Source organism: Modestobacter lapidis, assembly GCF_054780755.1.
This window is the reverse complement of sequence record NZ_BAAGVS010000002.1, coordinates 331,257-354,359: the sequence shown is the minus strand read 5'-3', so window position 1 is coordinate 354,359 and position 23,103 is coordinate 331,257. Positions and strand designations below refer to the sequence as shown.

The window sequence follows — 23,103 nt, the reverse complement described above, 5'->3', positions numbered from 1 at the left end:
CCGGGACGGCGCCGACGCCCGACCCGGTCGGGAGCGGGGCCGTACGCTGGTCGGGATCCGGCCGACGTCGTCCGGATCACCGGAATACCGCCCTCCCCGACGGGGTACCGGGTTCCCCGACTGAGGCGCCGTACGAGTATGGAGCCGACCTCCACTCGACAGGACCTGCACATGCGCGGCAACACGACCCACCGCTTCTCCAACACCACGATCCTGACCGTCAGCAACGCTGACGCCTCCCGGGTCGTCACCTCCGCCGAGTTCGACGAACAACTCGCCGACACCTACCAGCGCGTGCGCCTGCGCCCCGGCCTGCTGGAGCGGCTGGTGGGCATCCGCGAGCGCCGCTGGTGGCCCGACGGCGTCACGTTCGTCGACGGCGCGGCCATGGCCGGGGCCAAGGCGATCAGCGAGAGCGGCATCGACCCGGCCGGGATCGGCCTGATGGTCAACACCTCGGTGAGCCGGGAGCACCTGGAGCCCTCCACCGCGACCGCGGTGCACCACGCCCTCGGGCTGCCCAGCTCGTGCCAGAACTTCGACATCACCAACGCCTGCCTCGGTTTCGTCAACGGCATCGAGCTGGCCGGCGCGATGATCGACTCCGGCCGGGTCGACTACGTGCTCGTGGTCAACGGCGAGGACTCCCGGAAGGTCCAGGAGCGCACGATCGCGAACCTGTCCCGCCCCGACACCACGTCCAAGGACGTGATGAGCCAGTTCGCCTCGCTCACCCTGGGCTCGGGTGCGGCGGCCATGGTGCTGGGCCGCGCCGACCGGCACCCCGAGGGGCACCGGGTCGTGGCCAGCGCCAGCCGGGCCGGCACCGAGCACCACGGGCTGTGCATCGGTGACAACGACGGCATGTACACCGACCTGAAGGGGCTGCTGGATGCCGGACTCCAGCTGTCCGAGGACCTCTGGGACGAGGCGACCCAGGAGTTCGACTGGGCCGGCGGCATGGACCGGTACGTGATCCACCAGGTCTCCCAGGTGCACACCAACGCCGTCTGCGAGCGGCTGGGCATCGACCCGGACCGGGTACCGCGCACCTTCCCCGAGCGCGGCAACATCGGGCCGGCGTCCGTTCCGTTCACCCTGGCCGGCGAGGCGCACGACCTGGTCGACGGCGACCGGGTGCTGCTGATGGGCATCGGCTCCGGCCTGAACGCCTCCATCCTCGAGATCACCTGGTGACGGCGGCCGCCGCCGCCGACGTCCCGCACGGCCTGCCCGGGCTGGACCCGGCCTGGTCCCGCACGCTGCGCGTCACCGACGGCGACGGTGTCGCGCACACCTGGCACGTGCTCGACAACGGGGTGACCGATCCGGTCGGCACCCTGCTGTGCGTCCACGGCAACCCGACCTGGTCCTACCTGTGGCGCCGGCTGCTGACCGCGGCGCCCCCCGGCTGGCGGGTCGTGGCCCCCGACCAGCTCGGGATGGGCTTCTCCGAGCGGCTCGCCGCACCGCGCACCCTGCCGCAGCGGGTCGCCGACCTGGTCGACCTGACCGCGGCGCTGGGCGTCACGGGGCCGGTGGTGACGGTCGCCCACGACTGGGGCGGCATCATCTCGCTGGGCTGGGCGCTGGCCCACCGCGAGCAGCTGCGCGGGGTGGTGCTCACCAACACCGCGGTCGCCCAGCCCGACCACGACCTGGGGCCGGTGCTCATCCGGCTGGCCTCGGCGCGCGCGCTGCACGAGGCGGTCACCGTGCGCACCCCGGTGTTCGTGCAGGCAGCCACCCGGTTGTCCCGGCCGGCGCTGCCCGCCGACGTACGCCGGGCCTTCGCCGCGCCGTACCGCTCGGCTGCCCGGCGGCGGTCGGTGGGTGACTTCGTCGCCGACATCCCCTTCACCGACGCGCACCCCTCGCGCCCGGCGCTGGATGCCATCGGCGCGGGCATGCGCGGGCTCGACGTCCCCGCACTGCTGCTGTGGGGCCCGCGCGACCCGGTCTTCGCCGACCGGTACCTCGCCGAGATCCGCGACCGGCTGCCGCAGGCGGAGCTGCACCGCTACGAGGGCGCCTCGCACCTGCTCCCCGAGGACGCGCCGCAGTACGCCGCCGCGATCGCCCAGTGGGTCACCGACCTCGGCACCCCGCCCGCCGCGCCGCCCGCGCCGGGGGCTCCCCCGGTGGCCGGCCGGCACCTCTGGTCCGCGCTGGCCGAGCGGGCCGGCGACCCGTCACCGGCCGTCGTGGAGGTGGGCGGGGCCACCACGAGCTGGGCGGCGCTGCACCGGCGGGTCGAGGACCTCGCCGCCGGGCTGGCCGCCGCGGGCGTGCGCCCGGGCGACCGGGTCGCCCTGCTGGTGGAGCCCTCCGCCGACCTCACCGCCGCCGTCTACGCCGTCTGGCGGGCCGGCGGGGTGATCGTGGTGGCCGACAAGGGGCTGGGGCTGGGCGGGATGCGGCGGGCGCTGCGCAGCGCCGCGGTCGACCACGTCATCGGCGGCGGCCCGGGCCTGGCCGCGGCCCGGCTGATGGGGCTGCCCGGCTCACGGATCGCCGCCGGCCCGGGGCCGCTGGTCCGGCGCGTGACCGGCGCCGCGCACGACCTCACCGAGCTCACCCGGCTCGGCCGCACCGCAGCGTCCCCGCCGGAGATGCCGCTGGACGCCGACTGCGCCGTGCTGTTCACCTCCGGGGCGACCGGCCCGGCCAAGGGCGTGGTCTACACCCAGCGGCAGGCACTGGCCCAGTTCGAGCTGGTCCGCAGCACGTACTCCCTGGGCCCCGAGGACCGCTTCGTGGCCGCGTTCGCCCCGTTCGCGCTGCTGGGCCCGGCGCTGGGGATCGGCTCCGCCGTTCCGGACATCGACGTGACCAGGCCGGGCACGCTGCGCGCCACCGACCTGGCCCGGGCCGCGGCGGCGGTCGATGCGACCGTCGTGTTCGCCTCGCCGGCCGCGCTGCGCCGGGTCGCCGCGACCGGCGCGGACCTGACCGCACCCGAGCGCACGGCACTGTCCCGGGTGCGGCTGCTGATGTCCGCCGGCGCTCCGGTGCCGGCCACCCTGCTCGAGTCGGTGCGCGCGGTGCTGCCGGCGGCGGAGGCGCACACGCCCTACGGGATGACCGAGGCCCTCCCGGTCACCGACATCTCGGCCGCCGAGGTCGAGGCAGCCGGGCCCGGCGACGGGGTGTGCGTGGGCCGGCCGCTGCCCGGGGTGGAGGTGCGGCTCAGCCCGCTGTCGGCCACCGGCCAGGCCGACGGGCCGCTCACCGCGGAGCCCGGCCGCACCGGCGAGGTCTGCGTGCGCGGCCCGCACGTCAAGGACCGCTACGACGCGCTGTGGGCCACCGAGCGGGCCGCCTCCCGCGACCCCGGCTGGCACCGCACCGGCGATGTCGGGCACCTGGACGACGCGGGCCGGCTGTGGATCGAGGGGCGGTTGCCGCACGTGGTCCCCACCGCCGGTGGCGTGGTCACCCCGGTGGGCGTGGAGCAGCGGGTGGAGCGGCTGGACGAGGTCTCGGCCGCCGCGGTGGTCGGGGTCGGCCCGGTCGGCGCCCAGGTGGTGGTGGTCGTGCTCGTGCCCGCCGCGCCGCCCCCGCGTGGTCGCGGGGAGAGCATGGCCCCGGCCGACGCCGACCTGGCCGCGGCCGTGCGCGCCGCAGCCGGGGTGGACGTCGCCGCCGTGCTGGTGGCCCGGCGACTGCCGGTCGACATCCGGCACGCGTCCAAGGTCGACCGGACCGCGGTCGCCGGCCGGGCCGCCGGCGTGCTGGCCGGCTCGGGGGCACCCCGGCGTCCCCGGTGAGGGTGCTGGTCACCGGCGCGAGCGGGATGCTGGGCCGGGCCACCGCCGCCGCGCTGTCCGAGCGCGGCGACGAGGTCACGGTGCTGCAGCGCCGGCCCGCCGGGCTGCCCTGCGCGGAGGTGCTCGGCGACGTCGCGGACCCCGATGCCGTGCGCCGCGCGACCCGCGGGCAGGACGCCGTCGTGCACCTGGCCGCGAAGGTCGACGTGGTCGGCCGCCGGCGGGAGTACGTCCGGGCCAACGTGGCGGGCACCCGCACCGTGCTCGCCGCCTGCCGGGCCGCCGGGGTGGGCCGGCTGGTCCACGTGTCCTCGCCGTCGGTCGCGCACGCCGGCGCGGCCCTGGCCGGGGTCGGCGCGCAGCCGGCGGACCCGGCAGGGGCGCGCGGGCACTACGCCCGCTCGAAGGCGGTCGCCGAGCAGGAGGTGCTGGCCGCCGACGCCGCCGGGCTCGCGGTGCTCGTCGTCCGGCCGCACCTGGTCTGGGGGCCCGGCGACACCCAGCTGGTCGGCCGGATCGTCGACCGGGCCCGGGCCGGCCGGCTGCCGCTGATCGGCTCGGGTGCGGCGCTGATCGACACCACCTACGTGGACAACGCCGCCGCCGCGCTGATCGCCGCGCTCCACGCCTGCGGGCCGGTGCACGGCGAGGCCCTGGTGGTGACCAACGGGGAGCCGCGCCCGGTCGGCGAGGTGCTGGACCGGCTGTGCCGGGCGGCGGGCGTCCCCGGCCCGGGGTTCCGGGTGCCGTTCCGGGCCGCGTGGCTGGCCGGCGCCGTGATCGACGGCGCGTGGACCCTCGCCGGGGCCCGCGCCACGCCGCCGCTGACCCGGTTCCTGGCCGAGCAGCTGGCCACCGCGCACTGGTTCGACCAGCGGCGCACCCGCGCCGCGCTGGGCTGGCGCCCGGAGGTCAGCCTGGACGAGGGCTTCGCCCGGCTGGGCCGCTGGTACGCCGACCGGCGCTGACCTCCCGGCGCAGCACGAACGGGAACGGCTCGGGCATCCCCCGCAGGTCCATCAGCCCGAGCACGGTGCCGTCGCCGATCCGGCGGAAGGCGTCGATGACCGGCAGCCGGTCGTAGACGATCGCCGCGGTGAGCACGCCCCGGTGCCGCACCTCCCGCACCCGGGCCGCCGGCCGCCGGGTGCTCAGCAGCGGGCGCAGCCCGGCGAACGCGGCCCGGGCGGCCCTCGTCCGGGCCAGCCAGGTACGGTCGCGCAGCAGGCCGAGCGGGGCCAGCGCCGGATCCACCGGGCGGGGCATGCCGGCCCGGTCGGCGAACAGCAGCGGGTGCACCGTCTCGGCGTCGACGACGTCCTTGCCGTACCAGCCGCAGCTGGCGAGCAACCCGTCCAGCCGGTGCCCGGTGGGCAGTTCGCTGCCCCGCCAGCGGCCGACCAGGTCCGCTGCCCGCACCGGCGGCAGCCCGTCGGCGAACACCAGGACGTCGCCCCCCGTGGCACCCCCGGCCGCCAGCTCCAGCAGCCGTCGTCCGGCCGCCTCCTCGCCGGTCACCGCGGTCCGTCCGGGTCCAGCCAGTCGACCGCCTCGCGGGCGACCTCCGGGGGCACCGTGTGCGGTCCGGCGAACTCGCGGTAGGTGACGTCGTAGCCGTCGTCCCGCAGCGCCGGCACGATCCGCCCGCTGGTGCGCGCCACCGGCAGCACCTCGTCGGCGACCCCGTGCGAGACGAACACCGCCGGCCGGCCCGCGCGCGGCCCCCGCGGGACGAAGCCCGGGGAGAACGCCACGACCCGGCGGAGGAGCGCGCCGTTGGCCAGGCCCACCCCCAGGGCGTACGAGGCGCCGTCGGAGAAGCCGGCGACGGCCACCTGCTCGGCGTCCACCCGGACCGTGCTGAACACCCGGTCGAGAGCCCGGTCGAGGAGCTCGAGGTCGGGGCCGTAGCCGTTCCGGATCGCGTCCCAGGTCGGGCCGCGGGACGACGGTGCGAGCAGCAGCAGCCCGCGCTCGTCGGCGAGGGCGCGCAGCAGGGCCAGGCCGGCCACGGCGTCGCCGCCGGCCCCGTGCAGCGTGATGACCAGCGGAGCGGGCCGTCCGGCCGGCAGGGCCGGCGGGACGTGCAGTAGCGGGTCACCCTCGGCCACCAGCCCCAGCGGCCGGGTGCCGGGAACCGGCAGCGAGGCACCGGGGGTCGCCGTGGGGCGGGCCGTCAGGGCCGCGCCGGAACCGCGTCCACCGGATGCACCGGGCGCGGCCGCGGCGCATCCGGCCAGCAGGCCGGTGACCGCGCCGGTCACGAGGAAGCGTCGTCGGGTCGGCACCGCGGCACTCCTACCCGCGCGGCCGGGAACCACCCGTCGGCGGCGGGGATGGCCGAGGGCCCTGGAACGACCGCGGGGCAGCAGTAGAGTGGGAGGGATGAGGAGCACCCCGCGGGCCCTCGTCGTTCCGGCCCTGGCCGTGGTCGGCGGTGTCCTCGGGGTGTCCGGGCCCGCGTCGGCCGGGGAGCCGCGCGGCGACGTCCGGATCGGCTACGACGTCTCCTATCCGCAGTGCGGCACCTCGCTGCCCGATGAGCAGGCCTTCGGCATCGTCGGGGTCAACGGCGGCCTGGCCACCCGGATCAATCCCTGCCTGGTCGACCAGCTCGAGTGGGCGGACGGGTCGACCGGCGACCTGCGGGGTCAGCCGGAGGTGCAGCTGTACGTCAACACCGCCAACCCGGGGCAGGTCCGCGACCAGGTCAGCACGTGGCCCAGCGCCACCGACACGCCCTACGGCACCTGCGACGGCGGGAACACCATGGCGTGCTCCTGGGTGTACGGGAAGATCCGCGCCCAGGTGACCGTGCACGCCTACTTCCAGCCGGCGGCCCGCGACGCAGGCATCGACGACGACCCGGGTGCCCACCGCTGGTGGCTGGACGTGGAGACGGTGAACACCTGGCAGTCGGGCTCGCCGGCGGCCCGGGATCGCAACCGGGCCGCGCTCGAGGGGATGGCCACCTACCTGCAGGACGCCGGCGCCGAGGTCGGGATCTACTCGACCGGCTACCAGTGGCGCCTGATCGTCGGCGAGGTCGGGTCCGACAGCGTGCTGCACGACCTGGACAGCTGGCTGGCCGGTGCCCTGTCGCGGGAGGGCGCCGAGGAGAACTGCGACGAGGCGCCGCTCACCGACGGGGGGCGGGTGGTGCTCGCCCAGTACGTCGAGGACGACCTGGACCACGACGTGTCCTGCGTGCGCGCCCGTCCGTACCGCCGCTGACCGGCGGGGACGGCGCCGTACCCGCCGTCTCCTGCCACTCGACGTTGAACACCCCACCCAGCAGCAGCACGATGCTGGCCAGCCAGCCGAAGAGCATCGCGGCCACGGCGGTGCCGATGAACCGGCCGACCGTGCTCACCGCGTCCGATCCGCTCTGCACGTCCGGTCCCCGCGGGCCGGCCACGTCGACGTACAGCCGGAAGCCGGTGGCCAGGGCGACGAGCAGGACCGAGGAGAGCAGGGCCCCGGGGAGCACCTGCCGCCACGAGGTGTCCGCGGTCTGCCCCGCCCGGTAGAGCCAGGCCAGGAAGGCCACGCCGACCAGGAGCGCCAGCGGCCAGCGGCCGTACGCCCAGACCTGCTCGAACACCCGCCCGGCGCCGACCAGGTCGGCCAGCCAGCGTCCGCCGCCGAGCAGCGGGCCGGCCACCAGCAGGCTCAGCAGGACGGTGACCACCACGACGGCTGCGAGGGTGAAGGCCAGCGACAGGCCCCACAGCGCGACCAGGCTCCGCCGTTCCTCGACGCGGTAGGCGTCGCCGAGGGCCCGCATGGCCGCGCGGAAAACCCGGCTGCCCAGCCAGAGCGCGCCGGCCAGGCTGCCGACCGCCACCCCCACCTGCTCCTGCCGCAGCAGCTCCCGGACCAGGGGGACGACGACGTCGGCGGCGAGGTCCGGGCTGAGCACGGCCTGCACCCCCGAGGTGATCAGGTTCTCCATCTCCCGGACCGCGGCGGCGCCCAGCAGCGAGTCCAGCAGGCCCAGGCTGGCCCCCAGCGCGGTGACCAGCGGCACCAGCGACAGGACGAGGTAGTAGCTCATCTCGGCGGCCAGGCCGGTCACCCGGACCGCGGCGAAGCGGCGGGCGACGCGGACGACGAGCAGCCCGACGGGGCGGCCACGCACCCGGCCCGGGTGGCGGGCCACCCGCCGCTCGATCCGGTCCAGCACGGTGGCCCGTGGTCCTGCGGAGGTCGAGCCCGCAGGGGTGCCAGCGCGAGTCACGGTGGGCTGGGCTCCTCGGTCGTCGGCTCCGCGCCGGGTCGGCGGGGTCGGGGACCAGCATGGCCGACGGCGGGCGGGTAGGACCTGGCCATGGACCGCAGGCGCACCGATCCGGAGTCCGAAGGCCTGGCCCGGCGGCTGGACAAGCCGATGGGCGTGCTCGGCCTGTTCTTCGTCCTGGTGGTGCTGGGGCAGTCGCTCGCCCGGGACCCCCGGCTGGTGACCACGCTGACCGTGCTCGGCTGGCTGTGCTGGGCGGTGTTCGTGGCGGAGTTCGCCTTCCGTGCCGTCACCGCGCGCGACCAGCGCCGCTTCTGGCGGCGCAACTGGTGGCAGGTGCTCTTCCTGGCCCTGCCCTTCCTGCGGTTCGCCCGCGCGCTGTCCCTGCTGCGGGCGGCGCGGGTGGGCGGGGTCGTGTCCGCCGCGGTGCGCGGTTCCCGGTCGGCCGGCCGGCTGCTGACCGGCCGGATCGGCTGGCTGGCCGCCGTCACCGGCGTGGTGGTGCTGGGCACCAGCCAACTGCTGTACGTGGTGGGCGCCTACGAGGTCTACGGCGTCGCCCTGTACGACACCGCCCTCGCGACCGTCGTCGGGGAGCCGCTGTCCGCCGGGGGCCAGCTGGCCCGGGTGCTGGACGTGGTGCTCGCGGTCTACTCCGTGGCCGTGTTCGCCACCCTGGCCGGCGCGCTCGGTGCCTACTTCCTGGAGGGCCGCCGGGCGGCGGACGTCCCCGCGCCGTCGAGCCCGGGACCCTGACCCCCCGACCGCCGCGACCGCCGCGCCGGGCGCCGCGGGGCCTGGACTGGCAGGGTTTCGCCGGGACGACCGTGGAGCAGGAGGACGGCATGGCGATCGACGAGACACCCGAGTGGCAGGCCCTGGCCGAGCACCACCGGCAGGTCCGGGACGTGCACCTCCGGGAACTCTTCGCCGGCGACCCCGACCGCGGCGCCACGCTGACCGTCCGGGCCGGGGACCTGTACCTCGACTACTCGAAGAACCGGCTCACCGCAGAGACCGTGCGGCTGCTCGCCGCGCTGGCCGAGCGGGCCGGGCTGCGCGAGCGGACCGAGGCGATGTTCGGTGGGGCGCACGTCAACAGCACCGAGGACCGCGCCGTGCTGCACACCGCCCTGCGGGACCCGCGCACCGCAGGCGTCGTCGTCGACGGCCAGGACGTCGCCGCCGACGTGCACGAGGTGCTCGACCGGATGGCGACCTTCGCCGACCGGGTGCGCAGCGGCGACTGGACCGGGCACACCGGGCAGCGGATCCGCACGGTGGTCAACATCGGCATCGGCGGCAGCGATCTCGGTCCGGCGATGGCCTACCAGGCGCTGCGCGACTTCTCCGATCGCGCGCTCACGTTCCGGTTCGTCTCCAACATCGACCCGACCGACCTGGCCGAGGCCACCGGCGACCTCGACCCCGCGACGACGCTGTTCATCGTCGTGTCCAAGACGTTCACCACCCAGGAGACGCTGACCAACGCCACCCAGGCCCGTCGCTGGCTGGTCGACGGGCTGGGCGGGGACGAGTCGGCGGTGGCCCGGCACTTCGTCGCCGTGTCCACCAACGCGGCGAAGGTGGCCGATTTCGGCATCGACACCGAGAACATGTTCGGGTTCTGGGACTGGGTCGGCGGCCGGTACTCGTTCACCTCGGCCGTGGGGCTCTCGCTGATGGTCGCCATCGGGCCGGCGCACTACCGGGAGATGCTCGACGGCTTCCACACCGTCGACGAGCACTTCCGCACCGCGCCCTACGAGGAGAACCTGCCGGCCCTGCTCGGGCTGATCTCGCTCTGGTACGTCGACTTCTTCGGTGCCCAGACCCAGGCGGTGCTCCCCTACTCCCAGTACCTGGCCCGCTTCCCGGCCTACCTGCAGCAGCTGTGCATGGAGTCCAACGGCAAGTCGGTCACGCTGGACGGATCGCCGGTGGACGTGGCCACGGGCGAGATCGTGTGGGGCGAGCCGGGCACGAACGGCCAGCACGCCTTCTACCAACTGCTGCACCAGGGCACGGTGCTGGTGCCGGCCGACTTCCTCGCCTTCGCCCGCCCCGGCGACCTCTCCGCCGACCGCGACCTCGACGGCATGCACGACCTGTTCCTGGCCAACTTCCTCGCCCAGCCCCGCGCGCTGGCCTTCGGCCGGACCGCCGAGGAGGTCGCCGCGGACGGGACGGCGGCCGGCGTCGTCCCGCACAAGGTGATGCCGGGCAACCACCCCACGAACGCGATCATCGCGCCGGCGCTCACCCCGCACGTGCTCGGCCAGCTGGTGGCCGCCTACGAGCACCGGGTGTTCACCCAGGGCGTGGTCTGGGGGATCAACTCCTTCGACCAGTGGGGCGTGGAGCTGGGCAAGGTGATGGCCGCCCAGCTGGCGCCGAAGCTGCAGGACGAGCAGGCACCCACGTACGACGCCGACTCCTCCACCAACGCGCTGATCAGGCTGCTCCGCGAGGGCCGCGGCCGGCCGGCCTGACACCGGACGGTTCGGCCGGCCGCGGTCGTCCGGCCACCGTGGATGACGGCGCGCCAGCCGGCGCCGGCCCGCGGCCGGCGGCGGGCCACCGCCGGCCGCCGACCCAGCACGCTGCCTCCCACGGAGGTGCCTGCGCGGACCGCGCCCTCCACCGCGGAACGGGGGCCCGACCGTGCAGTGCACCCGATGTGGCCAGTGGCCGGCCGACCAGGACTCGTTCTGCGCCCGGTGCGGCGCGCCGGTCCGACCGTTGCCGGCCGGCCCGCCGGAGTGGCCCCCGCCGCGCCGGGGCGCCGGCTCGCGGACGTGGCTGGTCGCGGGTGCGGCCGCCGTCGTCGTGCTGGCCGGGGCGGCGGGCACCTATCTCGCCATCGACACGGTCGCCTCCCGGTCGTCCACCACCGGGCCGGTCGCGGCGGCCGTCGCCGGCCCCGACGCGGCGCCGCCCGGTACCCCCCGGCCGGGAACCACGCCGCCGGGAACCACGGCCCCGGGAACGACGACCCCGGGAAGCACGGCCGCCACGACCACGGTCCCGGCGAGCACGACCGCCCCGTCGACCCCGTCGACCTCCACCGCCGACCCGACGACGTCGTTCGCCGCGCTCTACGAGCGGAGCAGCGACGGCGTCGTGCGGATCGAGACGGTCAGCTGCGACGGCGACGGGGTCGGCACCGGGTTCCTGCTGTCCCCGACGCTCGTGGCCACCGTGGAGCACGTGGTGTCCGAGGCGGCCGTCATCAGCCTGGCGGTCGGCGAGCAGCGCACCACCGGGGTCGTCATCGGCAGCGACCCGGCCCGCGACCTGGCGCTGGTGCAGACCGAGCGCCCGCTGACCGGCCACCTGTTCACCCTCGCCACGCGGGAGCCCGAGGTGGGCACCCCGGTGGCCGCCATCGGGTTCCCGCTGCGCCAGCCGATCACGATGACCCAGGGCGGGATCAGCGGCCTGGACCGCACCATCTCCGTCGACGGACGGGAGCGGCCGGGGCTGATCCAGACCGACACCCCGGTGAACCCGGGCAACAGCGGTGGGCCGTTGCTCACCGCCTCCGGCGACGTCGTCGGGCTGGTCGACGCGCTGCTCACCGACGCCAACGGGATCGCGTACGCGGTGCCCGCGACCCAGGCCGGCCCGGCGTTCACCGGCTGGCGCACCGCCCCCCGGCCGCAGCCGGCGGCGATCTGCCCCGGCGCGCTGGGCCCCAGCACCGGGAGCGACCCGGAGCTGGACCGCAACCCCGCCCCCGGCCCCCTGGACGCCCTGACCGACTACTTCCTCGGCATCAACACCGGTGACTACGCGACCGCCTACGCGGTGCTGGGCCCGCGGCTGCAGGCGACGCTCAGCCCTGCCGAGTTCGCCGACAGCACCCGCACCTCCTACAACACCGACTTCACCCTGCTCGAGGTGACCGAGCGGGACGACGGTGTCCTCGTCGGCCTCGGCTTCACCAGCCTGCAGGCCCGAGGCATGGGTCCGGACGGCGAGACCTGCACCCGGTGGACCCTGGACTACCTGCTCGTCCGGGACGCCGCCGGCGACTGGCGCATCGAGCGCGCGACCGGGCGGGACGGCGCCGCGAACCGGCCCTGCTGACCGGAGCCGACGCCCGGCGTACCGCCGCGGCTCGTGGCGCCACCGGGCCCCCGGCCGTCCTAGGGTGCTCGGGTGGTCCGGACCCGGAGGAGCTCGGCCGAGCGGCCCGGGTCCGGCGCTGCCCCCGGGGCCGGCGCCCCCGGGCAGCCGTGGCGGCCGCCCCGGCGGCAGTGGCACCCGGCGCAGGCGGTGGTCGCGGCCTACGGCATCGCCATCGCCACCGGCACCCTGCTACTGGCGCTGCCGGTGGCCCGGCGCGGACCGGACGGTGCCGGCCTGGTCACGGCGTTGTTCACCGCCACCACGTCGATCTCGCTGACCGGGCTCACCGTCGTCGACACCGGCACCTACTGGAGCGGCCTCGGGCAGGCCGTGGTCCTGGGCCTGGTCCAGGTGGGCGGCCTGGGCATCATGACGCTCACCTCGGTGCTGGCCCTCCTGCTCGCCCGCCGGCTGGGCGTACGGGCCCGACTGAACGTCGTGGCCGAGGCCCGCAGCATCGGGGTCGGCGACGTCCGGCGGGTACTGCTGGGGGTCACGGCGGTCAGCCTGCTCATCGAGGCCGTGGTCTCCCTGGCGCTCACGCTCCGCTTCGTCGGCGGGTACGACGAGCCGTTCCCCCGGGCGCTGTGGCTGGGCGTCTGGCACGGCGTCGAGGCCTTCAACAACGGCGGCGTGTCGCTCTACCCGGACAGCCTGGTGCGCTTCGCCACCGACCCCTGGGTGCTGCTGCCCATCGACGTGGCGGTCATCCTGGGGGGGATCGGCTTCCCGGTGCTGTTCCAGCTGCGCCGCGACCTGCGGGTGCCCCGGCTGTGGACGATGAACACCCGGCTGGTGCTCGCCGGCACCGCCGGGCTGCTGGCCCTGGGCACGCTGGTGCTCACGGCCCAGGAGTGGCAGAACGAGGACACGCTCGGCCCGCTCGGCATCGGCGGCAAACTGCTGGCCGGGTTCACCACCGCGGTGATGCCCCGCTCCGGCGGGTTCAACGTCGTCGACACCGGGGAGATGCGGCCGGGCAGCTGGCTGGTGACCGACGTGCTGATGTTCATCGGCGCCGGGCCGGCCGGCACCGGTGGCGGCATCAAGGTGACCACGTTCCTGGTGCTCTTCTTCGTCATCTACGCCGAGGCGCGGGGGGAGGCTGCGGTCAACGTGTTCGGCAAGCGGCTGCCCCGCTCGGTGCACCGCCAGGCCACCGCGGTCGCCCTGCTGTCGGTGGCCGGGGTCATCGTGCCGACCCTGGTGCTGCTGCCGCTCACCCGGTTCAGCCTGGACCAGGTGCTGTTCGAGGTGATCTCCGCATTCGCGACCGTCGGGCTGTCGACCGGCATCACCGCCGACCTGCCGACGGCCGGCCAGCTGATCCTGGTGGTGCTGATGTTCATCGGCCGGCTCGGCCCGATCACACTGGCCTCGGCGCTGGCCCTCCGGCAGCGCCGGCAGCTGTACGACCTCCCGAAGGAGCGACCCGTCATTGGCTAGCCTGCTGCGCCCCCGCCGCCCCGACGACCGGTCCACCACCGGCGCCGTCGTCGTCATCGGCCTCGGCCGCTTCGGGTCGGCGCTGGCCCTGGAACTCATGGCCGGCGGCACCGAGGTGCTCGGCATCGACGCCGACCCGGACATCGTGCAGGCGCTCAACGGCCGGCTGAGCCAGGTGGTGCGCACCGACAGCACGAAGGAGGAGGCGCTCCGCCAGCTCGCCGTCGCCGACTTCGAGTACGCCGTCGTGGGCATCGGCACCCACATCGAGTCCAGCATCCTCACCGCGTCGCTGCTGGTCAGCTTCGGGATCAAGCAGGTCTGGGCGAAGGCGCTGAGCGAGGCACACGGCCGGATCCTCACCCAGCTCGGCGTCGCCCACGTCGTCTTCCCCGAGGCGGACATGGGCCGCCGCGTCGCCCACCTCGTACGCGGCGCCGTCCTCGACTACATCCAGTTCGAGGACGACTTCGCGATGGTCAAGACCTGCCCGCCGGCGGAGATGATCGGCAAGCGGCTCGGCGACACCGGCATCCGCAGCAGGCACGACGTCACGGTCGTCGCCGTGCACCGCCGCGGGGAGGGCTTCACGTACGCGACGGCCGACACGGTGGTCCACCCGGAGGACATGATCATCGTGGCCGGCCGGACCCAGGCGGCCGAACGCTTCAGCCACCTCGGCTGAGACCCCCGCCGGGGCTTTCGGTACCGAAAGCCCCGGCCTTTCGGTACCGAAAGCCCGTCAGCGGCGGCGGTCGGGCAGGAAGCGCAGCCGGTCGCGGGTGGCCGCCACCTCGGTGGCGTCGACGTCGGCCAGCACCAGCGTCTCGGTGCCCGAAGCCGTCGCGAGCAGCTCCCCCATCGGACTGACGATCCGGCTGTCGCCGGCGTGCTCGGTGCCGTCGCCCGCCGTCCCGACCCGGTTGCAGCCGACGACGTAGGCCTGGTTCTCGATCGCCCGGGCCTGCAGCAGCGTCTGCCAGTGCAGCCGGCGCGGGCTCGGCCAGTTCGCCGGCACCAGGTAGACGTCGGTGTCCGGGGCGGCGCGCCAGAACACGTCGGCGAAGCGCAGGTCGTAGCAGATGAACGGGGTGACCCGCAGACCGCCCACCTCGACGGTGACGGGCGCCTGCCCGGCGCGGAACCGCTCGTGCTCGCCGGCGTGGGTGAAGGGGTGCAGCTTGCGGTAGCGGTGGATGGTGCCGTCCGGGCCGGCCAGCACGAAGGAGTTGTAGGGCAGCTCGCCGTCGTCGGCCACCTCGGGGCAGGTGCCGCCGACCCAGACGCCGTGCTCGGCGGCCTGCGCGGTGAGGAACCGGGCCGACGGTCCGCCCTCGGGCTCGCCGATGCCCGGCGTCATGGAGAAGCCGGTGGAGAACGTCTCGGTGAGCAGCACCAGCTCCGCACCGGCCCCCACCGCCCGGGCCACCTGCGGGGCGAGCCGGGCGAAGTTCGCGTCGCGGTCCTCCCAGACGATGTCGTGCTGCACCGCGGCGATTCTCATGGGGACATCCTGCCCAGCCGCTCGACCGCCTCGGTGAGCACCTCGTCCCGCTTGCAGAACGCGAAGCGCACCAGGTGCCGGCCCAGGGAGGCGTCGGCCGGGTCGTAGAACACCACCATCGGGACGGCGACCACCCCGGCGCGGGCGGGCAGCGAGCGGCAGAACGCCATCCCGTCGCCGTCGGGCTGCACCGGCCGGACGTCGACCGTGGCGAAGTAGGTCGACTCCGGGCTGACCACCGGCAGACCGGCCGCGGCCAACCCGGCGACCAGCAGGTCCCGGCGCCGCCCGAGGTCGGCCGCCAGGCCGGTGAAGTAGGCGTCCGGCAGGCCGAGGCCGGCGGCGATGGCCGGCTGGAACGGGCCGCCGTTGACGAACGTGAGGAACTGCTTCGCCGTCCGGACGGCGGTCACCAACGGCGCCGGGCCGCAGACCCAGCCGATCTTCCAGCCGGTGGTGGAGAAGGTCTTGCCGCCGCTGCCGACCACCAGCGTGCGCTCGCGCATGCCCGGCAGCGTGGCGATCGAGAGGTGCTCGCTGCCGGCGAAGACCAGGTGCTCGTAGACCTCGTCGGTCAGCACCAGCAGGTCGGCGCCCTGCGCCAGGTCCGCCACCGCGGCGAGCTCCGCGCGGGTGAACACCTTGCCGGTCGGGTTGTGCGGGGTGTTGAGCAGCAGCAGCTTCGCCCGCGGGGTCACCGCGGCCGCCAGTTCGGCGGGGTCGAAGGTCCACCGGCCACCGCCGTCGCCGGCCGGCGGCGGGTACAGCGGCACGGGGCGGAGCACTCCCCCGGCCATGGCGACCGCGGCCGCGTAGCTGTCGTACATCGGCTCGAAGAGGACGACCTCGTCGCCGGGCTCGAGCAGGGCCAGCAGCGCGGCGGTGAGCGCCTCGGTGGCCCCGGCGGTGACCAGCACCTCGTCGGCCGGGTCGTAGCCCAGGCCGCGGAAGCGCTGCACGTGCGCGGCGATCGCCTCCCGCAGCACGGGGTGGCCGGGGCCGGGCGGGTACTGGTCGTACGGGGTGCCGATCGCCGCGCGGGCCACGTCGAGCACCTCGGCCGGTCCGGGGGTGTCGGGGAAGCCCTGGCCGAGGTTGATCGAGCCGGTGGCCACCGCCAGCGCGCTCATCTCGGCGAACACCGTCGTCCCGAAGCCCTGCAGTCGGGCGGAGAGGTGCGGCACCCGGGTCACCGCCCCATCCTGCACCCCGGCGGTCGTCAGTCCGTCGCCGACAGCGCAGCCAGCTCGACGACGGCGGCGATGAGCTGCTCGCCGTCGAGGAGCACTCGGTCGTTGTGCCCCGCGCCCGGCACCTCGACGACCCGGTGCAGCCGGGCGGCGGCACGCGCCACGGCCCGGCTCTGGCCGGGCGGGACGACCGAGTCGTCCGTGCCGTAGACGACCGTCGTCGGCGCCCGGACCCGGGCCACCTGCTCCGCGACGGGGAAGCGGTCGCGCAGCAGGGCGCGCACCGGCAGGAACGGGTAGTGCACGGCGGCGACCGCCGGCAGGTCGACGAACGGTGACCGCAGGACCAGCCCGGCCGGCGGGTGCTCGACCGCCAGCTCGGTGACGACGGCGGCGCCCAGGCTCTCGCCCAGGTAGAGCAGCCGGTCGGGGGGCACGGCGGCGTCCTCGACCAGGAAGGTGCGGGCCGCCCGGATGTCGAGGGCCAGGCCTTCCTCGCTCGGACTGCCGGGGTTGCCGGCGTAGCCGCGGTAGTCGAAGAGCAGCACGCCGAGCCCCGCCTCGTGCAGCGCCTCGGCCAGCGGGGCACGCAGCCCCCGGTGCCCGCCGTTGCCGTTGGCCACCAGGACCGCTGCCGAGCCGGGCTCGGGGGCCGGGAGGTACCAGGCGGCCAGCAGCAGCCCGTCCGCGGTCACCAGCCGGACGTCGTGGGCGCCGGGCAGGACGACGTCGACCGGCTGCTGCGGGCCGTCCTCGGGCAGGAACACCAGCGAGCGCTGGAACGCCCAGAGCAGGCCGGTCAGCACGACAAGCACCGCACCGACCACCGCAGCACCGAGGAGCACCGGTCGGAGCACGCCCCGAGGATGCCGCACCGGCCGGACGCGGCTCGAGGTAACTGGCGGTCGCTAGCGAAAGCCGGCCTCCCTGCGGTTGGGGCGGGCCCGAGGCTGACTCTCTACCGAAAACTCGAGCCGCGGAGACGGATGCGTGAGGAGCGCCAGGGCCTCCGCCCGGAAGTCACCCACCGAGTCGATGCTCTTGCTGATGGCCATCCAGCGCAGATAGGCGATGTCGTCGACCCTTCGCAGGCACTCCATGACCCCCACGGCCAGTTGCGCGGTCAGGACGTCAACGCTGGCCGGCCAATCCCCACAGCGTCCAACTCGCGACGTTGTCGCTCGTGACGCCCGCCTCGGGACGTCCGAGCATGGCCTCGCGGATGCTGTTCCTGAAGCGATCGAAGACGAATCGACGCCGCTCGATGGGCGCCCGCTTGATGACCCGCTCCGGCATGGGCGGTCGACCTGGGGGCCACCACGAATCGCCGGCGACGGGCATGCGGTCCGGCGGGGTCGGGAGCGCCAGGTCGGGATAGTTCTCTGGCCTACCAATCCACCGCAGCACGTCGGCCGCGTTGGCGAAACCCGGACGACCTTTCCGGTCCGACCGTCCCAGAGTGCTCAGTGCATAAAGCACGTGCGGCATCTGCTTGCCGTGATGCCGCAGCCGCTGCTCGATGGCCTGCCGGATGACAGCGTCCGTGATGGCAACCTTGTAACCGGGACGCTCAGCCTGTTCCTCGCGGCTCATCGGAGTAGCGGTGGCACTCAAGTGCATCTCGAGGTCGTACGTCGCTTGGCGGACGACCTCTCGGGCCTCGTCCTCGGTCATCCGCTTGAGTACACCTTGCTGGACGTCCCTGAGCAGGCGCGCTTCGTCGAAGCCGCCGGCAGCCAACCGTCCGTCCCCGGACCGACGGACGAGCACTTTGTCGAGGCTGAGGCCGACGGGCTGCTCCGCCGTGTCGAACCAGTGGGTGCGGTTGTTCTTGCACATCCGCCGGCGGACGACCTGGCGATTGCCGTCGCTCAGGCGCGTTCGACTCACCGTCGTGTCGGCGTCGCAAATCGTGCACCTCATGCCTGAAGCACCGTGGAGATGCGTCGTAGGCGCGAATCGTGTCGCACATGCTCTCCCTAGACGTCAACCTAACGTCATGAGTCGCTACATTTGCGCATTCTCCAGCAAGTCCCGCTACATGCACCGGCAGAGGGGTTCCGTCACGGCGAAACGGCGCCACAGTGAGGGGGCAATCGAGAACTCCCCACCCCTCGCCGAAGGAGATCCTCATGCGCACCACCTCGTCTGGCAAGGTCGTCCTCAACTGGCGCCGTCGGTTCATGTGCGGCCTCGCCGTACCCATGACGTTCCTGGGGGTGGCGGTGGCTGCGAGCCCGGCCAATGCCATGGCTTACACCAAGAACGTGTATGCCCCGAGCAACGTGAGCGGGTCCGCGGAGGGCTGGGCGGACATCTCGCAGGACTGTTCCGGGACCCTCGGCTGCTACAGCTACGGGAAGATCGAGCGCTGGGGCTGGTTCGGCAACTCCTGGATCGGCGGCGGATGGCTGACCGGATCGGGTTGGCACAAGATCGTTGCTGACCTGCCCGAGGGTTGCGGGTACTACCGGACCACGGTGGACTCCTACAACTACGCATCGGGTCCGATCGAGGGCCAGATCAATCTCGGGCCGATCGGCGGCGGCGCCGGTGGCCAGACCATCTACAACAACAAGCTCCCCTGGAGCTCCGGCTGGTCGTACCTCTGCTCCTGATCCCGCAGAGCAACAGGAACGGCGCCTTCCGCAGGGGAGGCGCCGTTCCTGTTGCGCGGCGACCGTGCCGCACCCGTACCGCTGGGTGTCGGCACCTCCGCCGGCGACGGCCGCCCCATGGAGACTGGTGGGATGGAGCGCCCCCGTGAGTACGAGCCGAGCACGGTGGGGTGGGTTCGCGACGAGGTCGAGCACATCGAGCGCACCGGGACCGCCTGGGGCAACCGCCCGGTGGTGCTGCTGACCACGGTGGGCGCCCGCACCGGGCAGCTGCGCAAGACCCCGCTCATGCGGGTCACCCACCGGGGCGTCTACGCGGTGGTCGCCTCGGCGGCCGGCGCCGAGCGGCATCCCGCCTGGTACGCCAACGTGCGGGCCCATCCCGAGGTGGGGCTCCGGGACGGCGAGCTGGACCTCTCCCTGGTTGCCCGCGAGGTGACCGGCGCCGAGCGGTCGCGGTGGTGGTCGATGGCCTGCACCGTGTTCCCGTCCTACGTCGAGTACCAGCGCCGGACGCGCCGCCGGATCCCGGTGCTGCTGCTCGAGCCCGGCGCGCCCGCGGAGGACTGAGCCGAGAGCGGTTCCGCGGAACCGCCGCCCTCCCGGACCCGTGCATCTTCGGGTTGAAGCACGCCCCGACGGACGCCGCGCGGTTCCGCGGAACCGCCGCCCCGCCCGGCAGGGCAAGACCCGGGGGCTCAGCGAGACTGCCGGGGTGCATGCCGAGGTAATCCTGCTGTTCGTGCTGGCCGGCGTGGCGGTGCTCATCGCCGTCCGGTGGATCGCCGGGCGCACCGGGCTGCCGGCCGCCGCGCTGCTGACCCTGATCGGCATCGCCTACGCCCTGGCACCGGGCCCCAACGTCACGCTCGACCCCGACGTCGTGCTCACCCTCCTCCTGCCGCCACTGCTGTACAGCGCGGCGCTGGACGCCTCCCTGTCGGCGATCCGCCGGAACATCCGCACCGTGATCAGCCTCTCGGTGCTGCTCGTGCTGGCCACCGCACTGCTCGTCGGCGTCGGCTTCCAGCTCCTGGTGCCGGGCGCGACGCTGGCCGCCGGGATCGCCCTGGGCGCCGCGGTCGCGCCCCCGGACCCGGTCGCCGCGCTGGCGGTCGGCCGCAAGGTGGGGCTCCCGCCCCGGCTGATCACCCTGATCCGGGGCGAGGGGCTGCTCAACGACGCCACCGCACTGACCATCCTCACCGTCGCGGTCGCCGCCGCCCAGGGCGACGGCTACTCCACGCCCGGCGCCGTGGCGCAGTTCCTCTTCGCCGCCGTCGGTGGGGTGGGCGCCGGTCTGGTGGTGGCCTACGGCGTCCGCCCGCTGCGCCGGCTGCGGAGCGACCCGCTGTCGTCCAATGCCGTCTCGCTGGCCACCCCCTTCGGTGCCTACCTGCTCGCCGAGTCGGTGCACGTCTCCGGGGTGCTCGCCGTGGTCGTCGCGGGGCTCGTGATCGGGCACAACAACCCGAGCTGGGCCTCGGGCGCCAGCCGGCTGCAGACCGACGCGGTGTGGCGGCTGGTCGACTTCCTGCTCGAGGGCTTCGTCTTCCTGCTGATCGGCCAGCAACTGCCCGAGGTGATCCGCGGGCTGGGCCGGTACGAGACCTCCACCGTCGTGACCGCGGCGGCGATCACCCTGGGCAGCGTCCTGCTGCTGCGGCCGCTGTGGCTGCTGCTCACCGAGGCGCTGCCCGGCTCGCTGCACATGCGGCTGGGCGGACAGGAGCTCGACGAGGCCGAACCCCGCAGCTCACCGGCCGGCCACCGGCTCAACGGCCGCGAGGTCGTCGTCCTCAGCTGGGCCGGCACCCGCGGCGTCATCACCCTGGCGGCCATCTTCACCCTGCCGCTGGTGACCGACCTCGGGGAGCCGTTCCCCGACCGCGACCTGCTGCTGTTCTGCGCCTTCCTGGTCGTGCTGGTCACCCTGGTGGGTCAGGGCCTCACGTTCGCCCCGCTCGTGCGCACGCTGGGGCTGCGGGCCGACGAGGCCGACCAGGCCAAGCTGCGGAACCAGGCTCGGGTCGCCTCCGCCGAGGCGGGGATGGCCCGGCTCGACCAGCTCGAGGCCGACGAGCACGACGACGTCGACGAGCAGGCGATCACCACCCTCCGCGCCCAGCTGAGCAGCCGGCTGGACCGCTACCGGCACCGCCTCGACGTGCTGCAGACCGCCGAGGGTGGCGACATCCCGATGTCCCCGCAGTACGAGGCCGCGCTCCGGCTGCGCCGGGCGGTCCTCGCCTCGCAGCGGCAGGAGCTGCTGCACTGGCGCGACATCGGCCGGCTCCCCGACGAGAGCCTGCGGATCCTCGAGCGGGAGCTCGACCACGAGGAGGGGCTGCTCCCCACGCGCGGCCGCCGCTGACCACCCGGGACGTCGCACCGGACGGCGCGCGACAGGCCGTGTCCGGCGGCCGGTGCCGCGCCGTCGGAGGTGCGCCGTACCGTTCTGCCCATGAGTCGCACGCACCCTGAACTTCGCACCCCACCGGCACTGGCCGACGGCGGGCTGCGCGTGATCGCCCTGGGTGGCCTGGGCGAGATCGGCCGCAACATGACGGTCTTCGAGATCGCCGGCAAGCTCCTGATCGTCGACTGCGGCGTGCTGTTCCCCGAGGAGCACCAGCCCGGGATCGACGTGATCCTCCCCGACTTCACCTCGATCCGGGACAGGATGGACGACGTCGTCGCGGTCGTGCTCACCCACGGCCACGAGGACCACATCGGCGGGGTGCCCTACCTGCTGCGCGAGCGCCGCGACATCCCGCTGGTGGGCTCGAAGCTGACCCTGGCGTTCATCGACGCCAAGCTCAAGGAGCACCGGATCAAGCCGGTCACCGTCGAGGTGTCCGAGGGTGACCTGGTCGAGTTCGGGCCGTTCGACCTCGAGTTCCTGGCGGTCAACCACTCCATCCCGGACGCGCTGGCCGTCGCCATCCGCACCGCGGCCGGCATGGTGCTGCACACCGGTGACTTCAAGATGGACCAGTTCCCCCTCGACCGCCGGATCACCGACCTCCGCGGCTTCGCCCGGCTCGGCGAGGAGGGCGTCGACCTGTTCCTCACCGACTCCACCAACGCCGAGGTCCCCGGGTTCACCACCTCGGAGGGCGAGCTCACCCCGGCCATCGAGAAGGTGTTCCGCACCGCGCCCAAGCGGGTGATCGTCTCCAGCTTCGCCAGCCACGTGCACCGCATCCAGCAGGTGCTCGACGCCGCCCACGCGCACGGCCGCAAGGTCGCCTTCGTCGGCCGGTCCATGGTGCGCAACATGGGCATCGCCCGCGACCTCGGCTACCTCAACGTGCCCAAGGGGCTGGTGGTCGACCTGAAGGTCCTGGAGAAGCTGCCGCCGAACAAGATCGCCGTGGTCTGCACGGGTTCCCAGGGCGAGCCGATGGCCGCCCTGTCCCGGATGGCCAACCGCGACCACGTCATCCGGATCGAGGAGGGCGACACGGTGCTCATGGCCAGCTCGCTCATCCCGGGCAACGAGAATGCGATCTACCGGATCATCAACGAGCTGACCCGGTGGGGCGCGAACGTGGTGCACAAGGGCAACGCCAAGGTGCACGTGTCCGGGCACGCCAGCGCCGGCGAGCTCGTGTACTGCTACAACCTCGTCCAGCCGCGCAACGTCATGCCGGTGCACGGCGAGTGGCGGCACCTGAAGGCCAACGGCGAGCTGGCCATCCGCACCGGCGTCGACCCGGGCCGGGTGGTGCTGGCCGAGGACGGCATGGTCGTCGACCTGGTCGGCGGCCGGGCGTCGATCACCGGCAAGGTCCCCGCCGGCAACGTCTACGTCGACGGCGAGACCGTCGGTGGCGCGACCGAGGCCAGCCTCAAGGACAGGCGCAACCTGGCCGAGGAGGGCGTGATCACCGTCGTGGCGATCGTGGACATGGAGACCGGCCGGCTCGCCGAGACCCCCGACTTCCTCGCCCGCGGCTTCGTCCACGACGAGGGCACCTTCACGGCCGTCGTCCCGCTGATCGAGAAGGCGCTGGCGAAGGCCGCCGAGGAGGGCGTCGGCGGGGCCATCCAGCTGGAGCAGCTGATCTCCCGGGCCGTGCAGAACTGGGCGCACCGCACCTACCGGCGCAGCCCGATGATCATCCCGGTGGTCATCGACGCGTAAGGACCGGAAGGCGTCCGGGACGCATCCCGGAGCCCTCCGGGTCAAGGTGCG

20 protein-coding genes are annotated in these 23,103 nt (G+C 74.3%); 13 read left to right on the top strand and 7 right to left on the bottom strand.

Annotated elements, in window-relative coordinates:
• Positions 1-171: 171 nt before the first annotated feature.
• Genes ACYVG5_RS04315 through ACYVG5_RS04305 form a run of 3 tightly spaced genes read left to right on the top strand, consistent with a single transcriptional unit; the run spans position 172 to position 4,738 of the window.
• Entirely contained in the window at positions 172-1,197 is a 1,026-nt protein-coding gene (locus tag ACYVG5_RS04315; RefSeq protein ID WP_222046910.1) for a 3-oxoacyl-ACP synthase III, read from the top strand.
• Positions 1,194-3,770: an alpha/beta fold hydrolase gene (locus tag ACYVG5_RS04310; protein ID WP_222046908.1), complete on the top strand. Its 2,577-nt coding sequence runs from the start codon at positions 1,194-1,196 to the stop codon at positions 3,768-3,770. The genes ACYVG5_RS04315 and ACYVG5_RS04310 overlap by 4 nt, the downstream gene beginning before the upstream one ends.
• Positions 3,767-4,738, top strand: coding sequence for an NAD-dependent epimerase/dehydratase family protein (locus tag ACYVG5_RS04305; RefSeq protein ID WP_222046906.1), 972 nt, complete (start codon positions 3,767-3,769; stop codon positions 4,736-4,738). Before ACYVG5_RS04310 ends, ACYVG5_RS04305 begins: the two co-directional genes overlap by 4 nt.
• Here ACYVG5_RS04305 and ACYVG5_RS04300 read toward each other — a convergent pair.
• Complete coding sequence (locus ACYVG5_RS04300; protein ID WP_222046904.1) at positions 4,683-5,288, bottom strand: DUF4334 domain-containing protein; 606 nt, start codon at positions 5,286-5,288, stop codon at positions 4,683-4,685. The genes ACYVG5_RS04305 and ACYVG5_RS04300 overlap by 56 nt on opposite strands.
• Positions 5,285-6,058, bottom strand: a complete 774-nt coding sequence (locus tag ACYVG5_RS04295; protein ID WP_222046902.1) for an alpha/beta hydrolase — start codon at positions 6,056-6,058, stop codon at positions 5,285-5,287. The genes ACYVG5_RS04300 and ACYVG5_RS04295 overlap by 4 nt, the downstream gene beginning before the upstream one ends.
• A gap of 97 nt (positions 6,059-6,155) precedes the next feature.
• Between ACYVG5_RS04295 and ACYVG5_RS04290 the strand changes: the two genes are divergently transcribed.
• Positions 6,156-7,004 (top strand): glycoside hydrolase family 25 domain-containing protein, encoded by an 849-nt coding sequence (locus ACYVG5_RS04290; protein ID WP_222046900.1) that lies wholly within the window; start codon positions 6,156-6,158, stop codon positions 7,002-7,004.
• Here ACYVG5_RS04290 and ACYVG5_RS04285 read toward each other — a convergent pair.
• On the bottom strand, positions 6,910-8,010 hold the full coding sequence (locus tag ACYVG5_RS04285; RefSeq protein WP_222046898.1) for a YhjD/YihY/BrkB family envelope integrity protein: 1,101 nt from the start codon (positions 8,008-8,010) through the stop codon (positions 6,910-6,912). The genes ACYVG5_RS04290 and ACYVG5_RS04285 overlap by 95 nt on opposite strands.
• Before the next feature lie 90 nt (positions 8,011-8,100).
• Between ACYVG5_RS04285 and ACYVG5_RS04280 the strand changes: the two genes are divergently transcribed.
• From ACYVG5_RS04280 to ACYVG5_RS04260, 5 genes are all read left to right on the top strand, one after another.
• Entirely contained in the window at positions 8,101-8,766 is a 666-nt protein-coding gene (locus tag ACYVG5_RS04280; RefSeq protein WP_222046896.1) for a hypothetical protein, read from the top strand.
• Between the two features lie 89 nt (positions 8,767-8,855).
• On the top strand, positions 8,856-10,502 hold the full coding sequence (pgi, locus tag ACYVG5_RS04275) for a glucose-6-phosphate isomerase (protein WP_222047022.1): 1,647 nt from the start codon (positions 8,856-8,858) through the stop codon (positions 10,500-10,502).
• A 172-nt stretch (positions 10,503-10,674) separates the two neighbouring features.
• Positions 10,675-12,102 carry a trypsin-like peptidase domain-containing protein gene (locus ACYVG5_RS04270; RefSeq protein WP_222046894.1) on the top strand — a complete coding sequence of 476 codons (1,428 nt, stop codon included), beginning with the start codon at positions 10,675-10,677 and terminating at the stop codon, positions 12,100-12,102.
• 72 nt (positions 12,103-12,174) lie between these two features.
• Positions 12,175-13,590: a TrkH family potassium uptake protein gene (locus tag ACYVG5_RS04265; protein ID WP_222046892.1), complete on the top strand. Its 1,416-nt coding sequence runs from the start codon at positions 12,175-12,177 to the stop codon at positions 13,588-13,590.
• Positions 13,583-14,275 carry a potassium channel family protein gene (locus tag ACYVG5_RS04260; RefSeq protein WP_246629833.1) on the top strand — a complete coding sequence of 231 codons (693 nt, stop codon included), beginning with the start codon at positions 13,583-13,585 and terminating at the stop codon, positions 14,273-14,275. Before ACYVG5_RS04265 ends, ACYVG5_RS04260 begins: the two co-directional genes overlap by 8 nt.
• Positions 14,276-14,332: 57 nt before the next feature.
• Here ACYVG5_RS04260 and ACYVG5_RS04255 read toward each other — a convergent pair whose 3' ends face one another.
• The 4 genes from ACYVG5_RS04255 to ACYVG5_RS04240 form a co-directional block, all read right to left on the bottom strand.
• Complete coding sequence (locus tag ACYVG5_RS04255) at positions 14,333-15,094, bottom strand: nitrilase-related carbon-nitrogen hydrolase (protein WP_222046890.1); 762 nt, start codon at positions 15,092-15,094, stop codon at positions 14,333-14,335.
• Entirely contained in the window at positions 15,091-16,287 is a 1,197-nt protein-coding gene (locus tag ACYVG5_RS04250; protein ID WP_222046888.1) for a pyridoxal phosphate-dependent aminotransferase, read from the bottom strand. The genes ACYVG5_RS04255 and ACYVG5_RS04250 overlap by 4 nt, the downstream gene beginning before the upstream one ends.
• 26 nt (positions 16,288-16,313) lie before the next feature.
• Positions 16,314-17,141 (bottom strand): alpha/beta fold hydrolase, encoded by an 828-nt coding sequence (locus tag ACYVG5_RS04245; protein ID WP_222046886.1) that lies wholly within the window; start codon positions 17,139-17,141, stop codon positions 16,314-16,316.
• 274 nt (positions 17,142-17,415) lie between these two features.
• Positions 17,416-18,207, bottom strand: a complete 792-nt coding sequence (locus ACYVG5_RS04240; RefSeq protein ID WP_460682982.1) for a hypothetical protein — start codon at positions 18,205-18,207, stop codon at positions 17,416-17,418.
• A gap of 209 nt (positions 18,208-18,416) precedes the next feature.
• Here ACYVG5_RS04240 and ACYVG5_RS04235 point away from each other — a divergent pair, with 209 nt between their 5' ends.
• From ACYVG5_RS04235 to ACYVG5_RS04220, 4 genes are all read left to right on the top strand, one after another.
• The gene (locus ACYVG5_RS04235; protein WP_460682981.1) at positions 18,417-18,902 is read left to right on the top strand and encodes a hypothetical protein; all 486 of its coding nucleotides are present in this window, start codon (positions 18,417-18,419) and stop codon (positions 18,900-18,902) included.
• A 132-nt stretch (positions 18,903-19,034) separates the two neighbouring features.
• A complete protein-coding gene (locus ACYVG5_RS04230) occupies positions 19,035-19,472 on the top strand; it encodes a nitroreductase family deazaflavin-dependent oxidoreductase (RefSeq protein ID WP_222047020.1) in 438 nt (145 codons plus the stop codon).
• Positions 19,473-19,617: 145 nt separating this feature from the next.
• A complete protein-coding gene (locus tag ACYVG5_RS04225) occupies positions 19,618-21,276 on the top strand; it encodes a Na+/H+ antiporter (RefSeq protein ID WP_222046881.1) in 1,659 nt (552 codons plus the stop codon).
• 90 nt (positions 21,277-21,366) lie between these two features.
• Positions 21,367-23,052, top strand: a complete 1,686-nt coding sequence (locus tag ACYVG5_RS04220) for a ribonuclease J (RefSeq protein ID WP_222046879.1) — start codon at positions 21,367-21,369, stop codon at positions 23,050-23,052.
• The last annotated feature ends 51 nt before the right edge of the window (positions 23,053-23,103 follow it).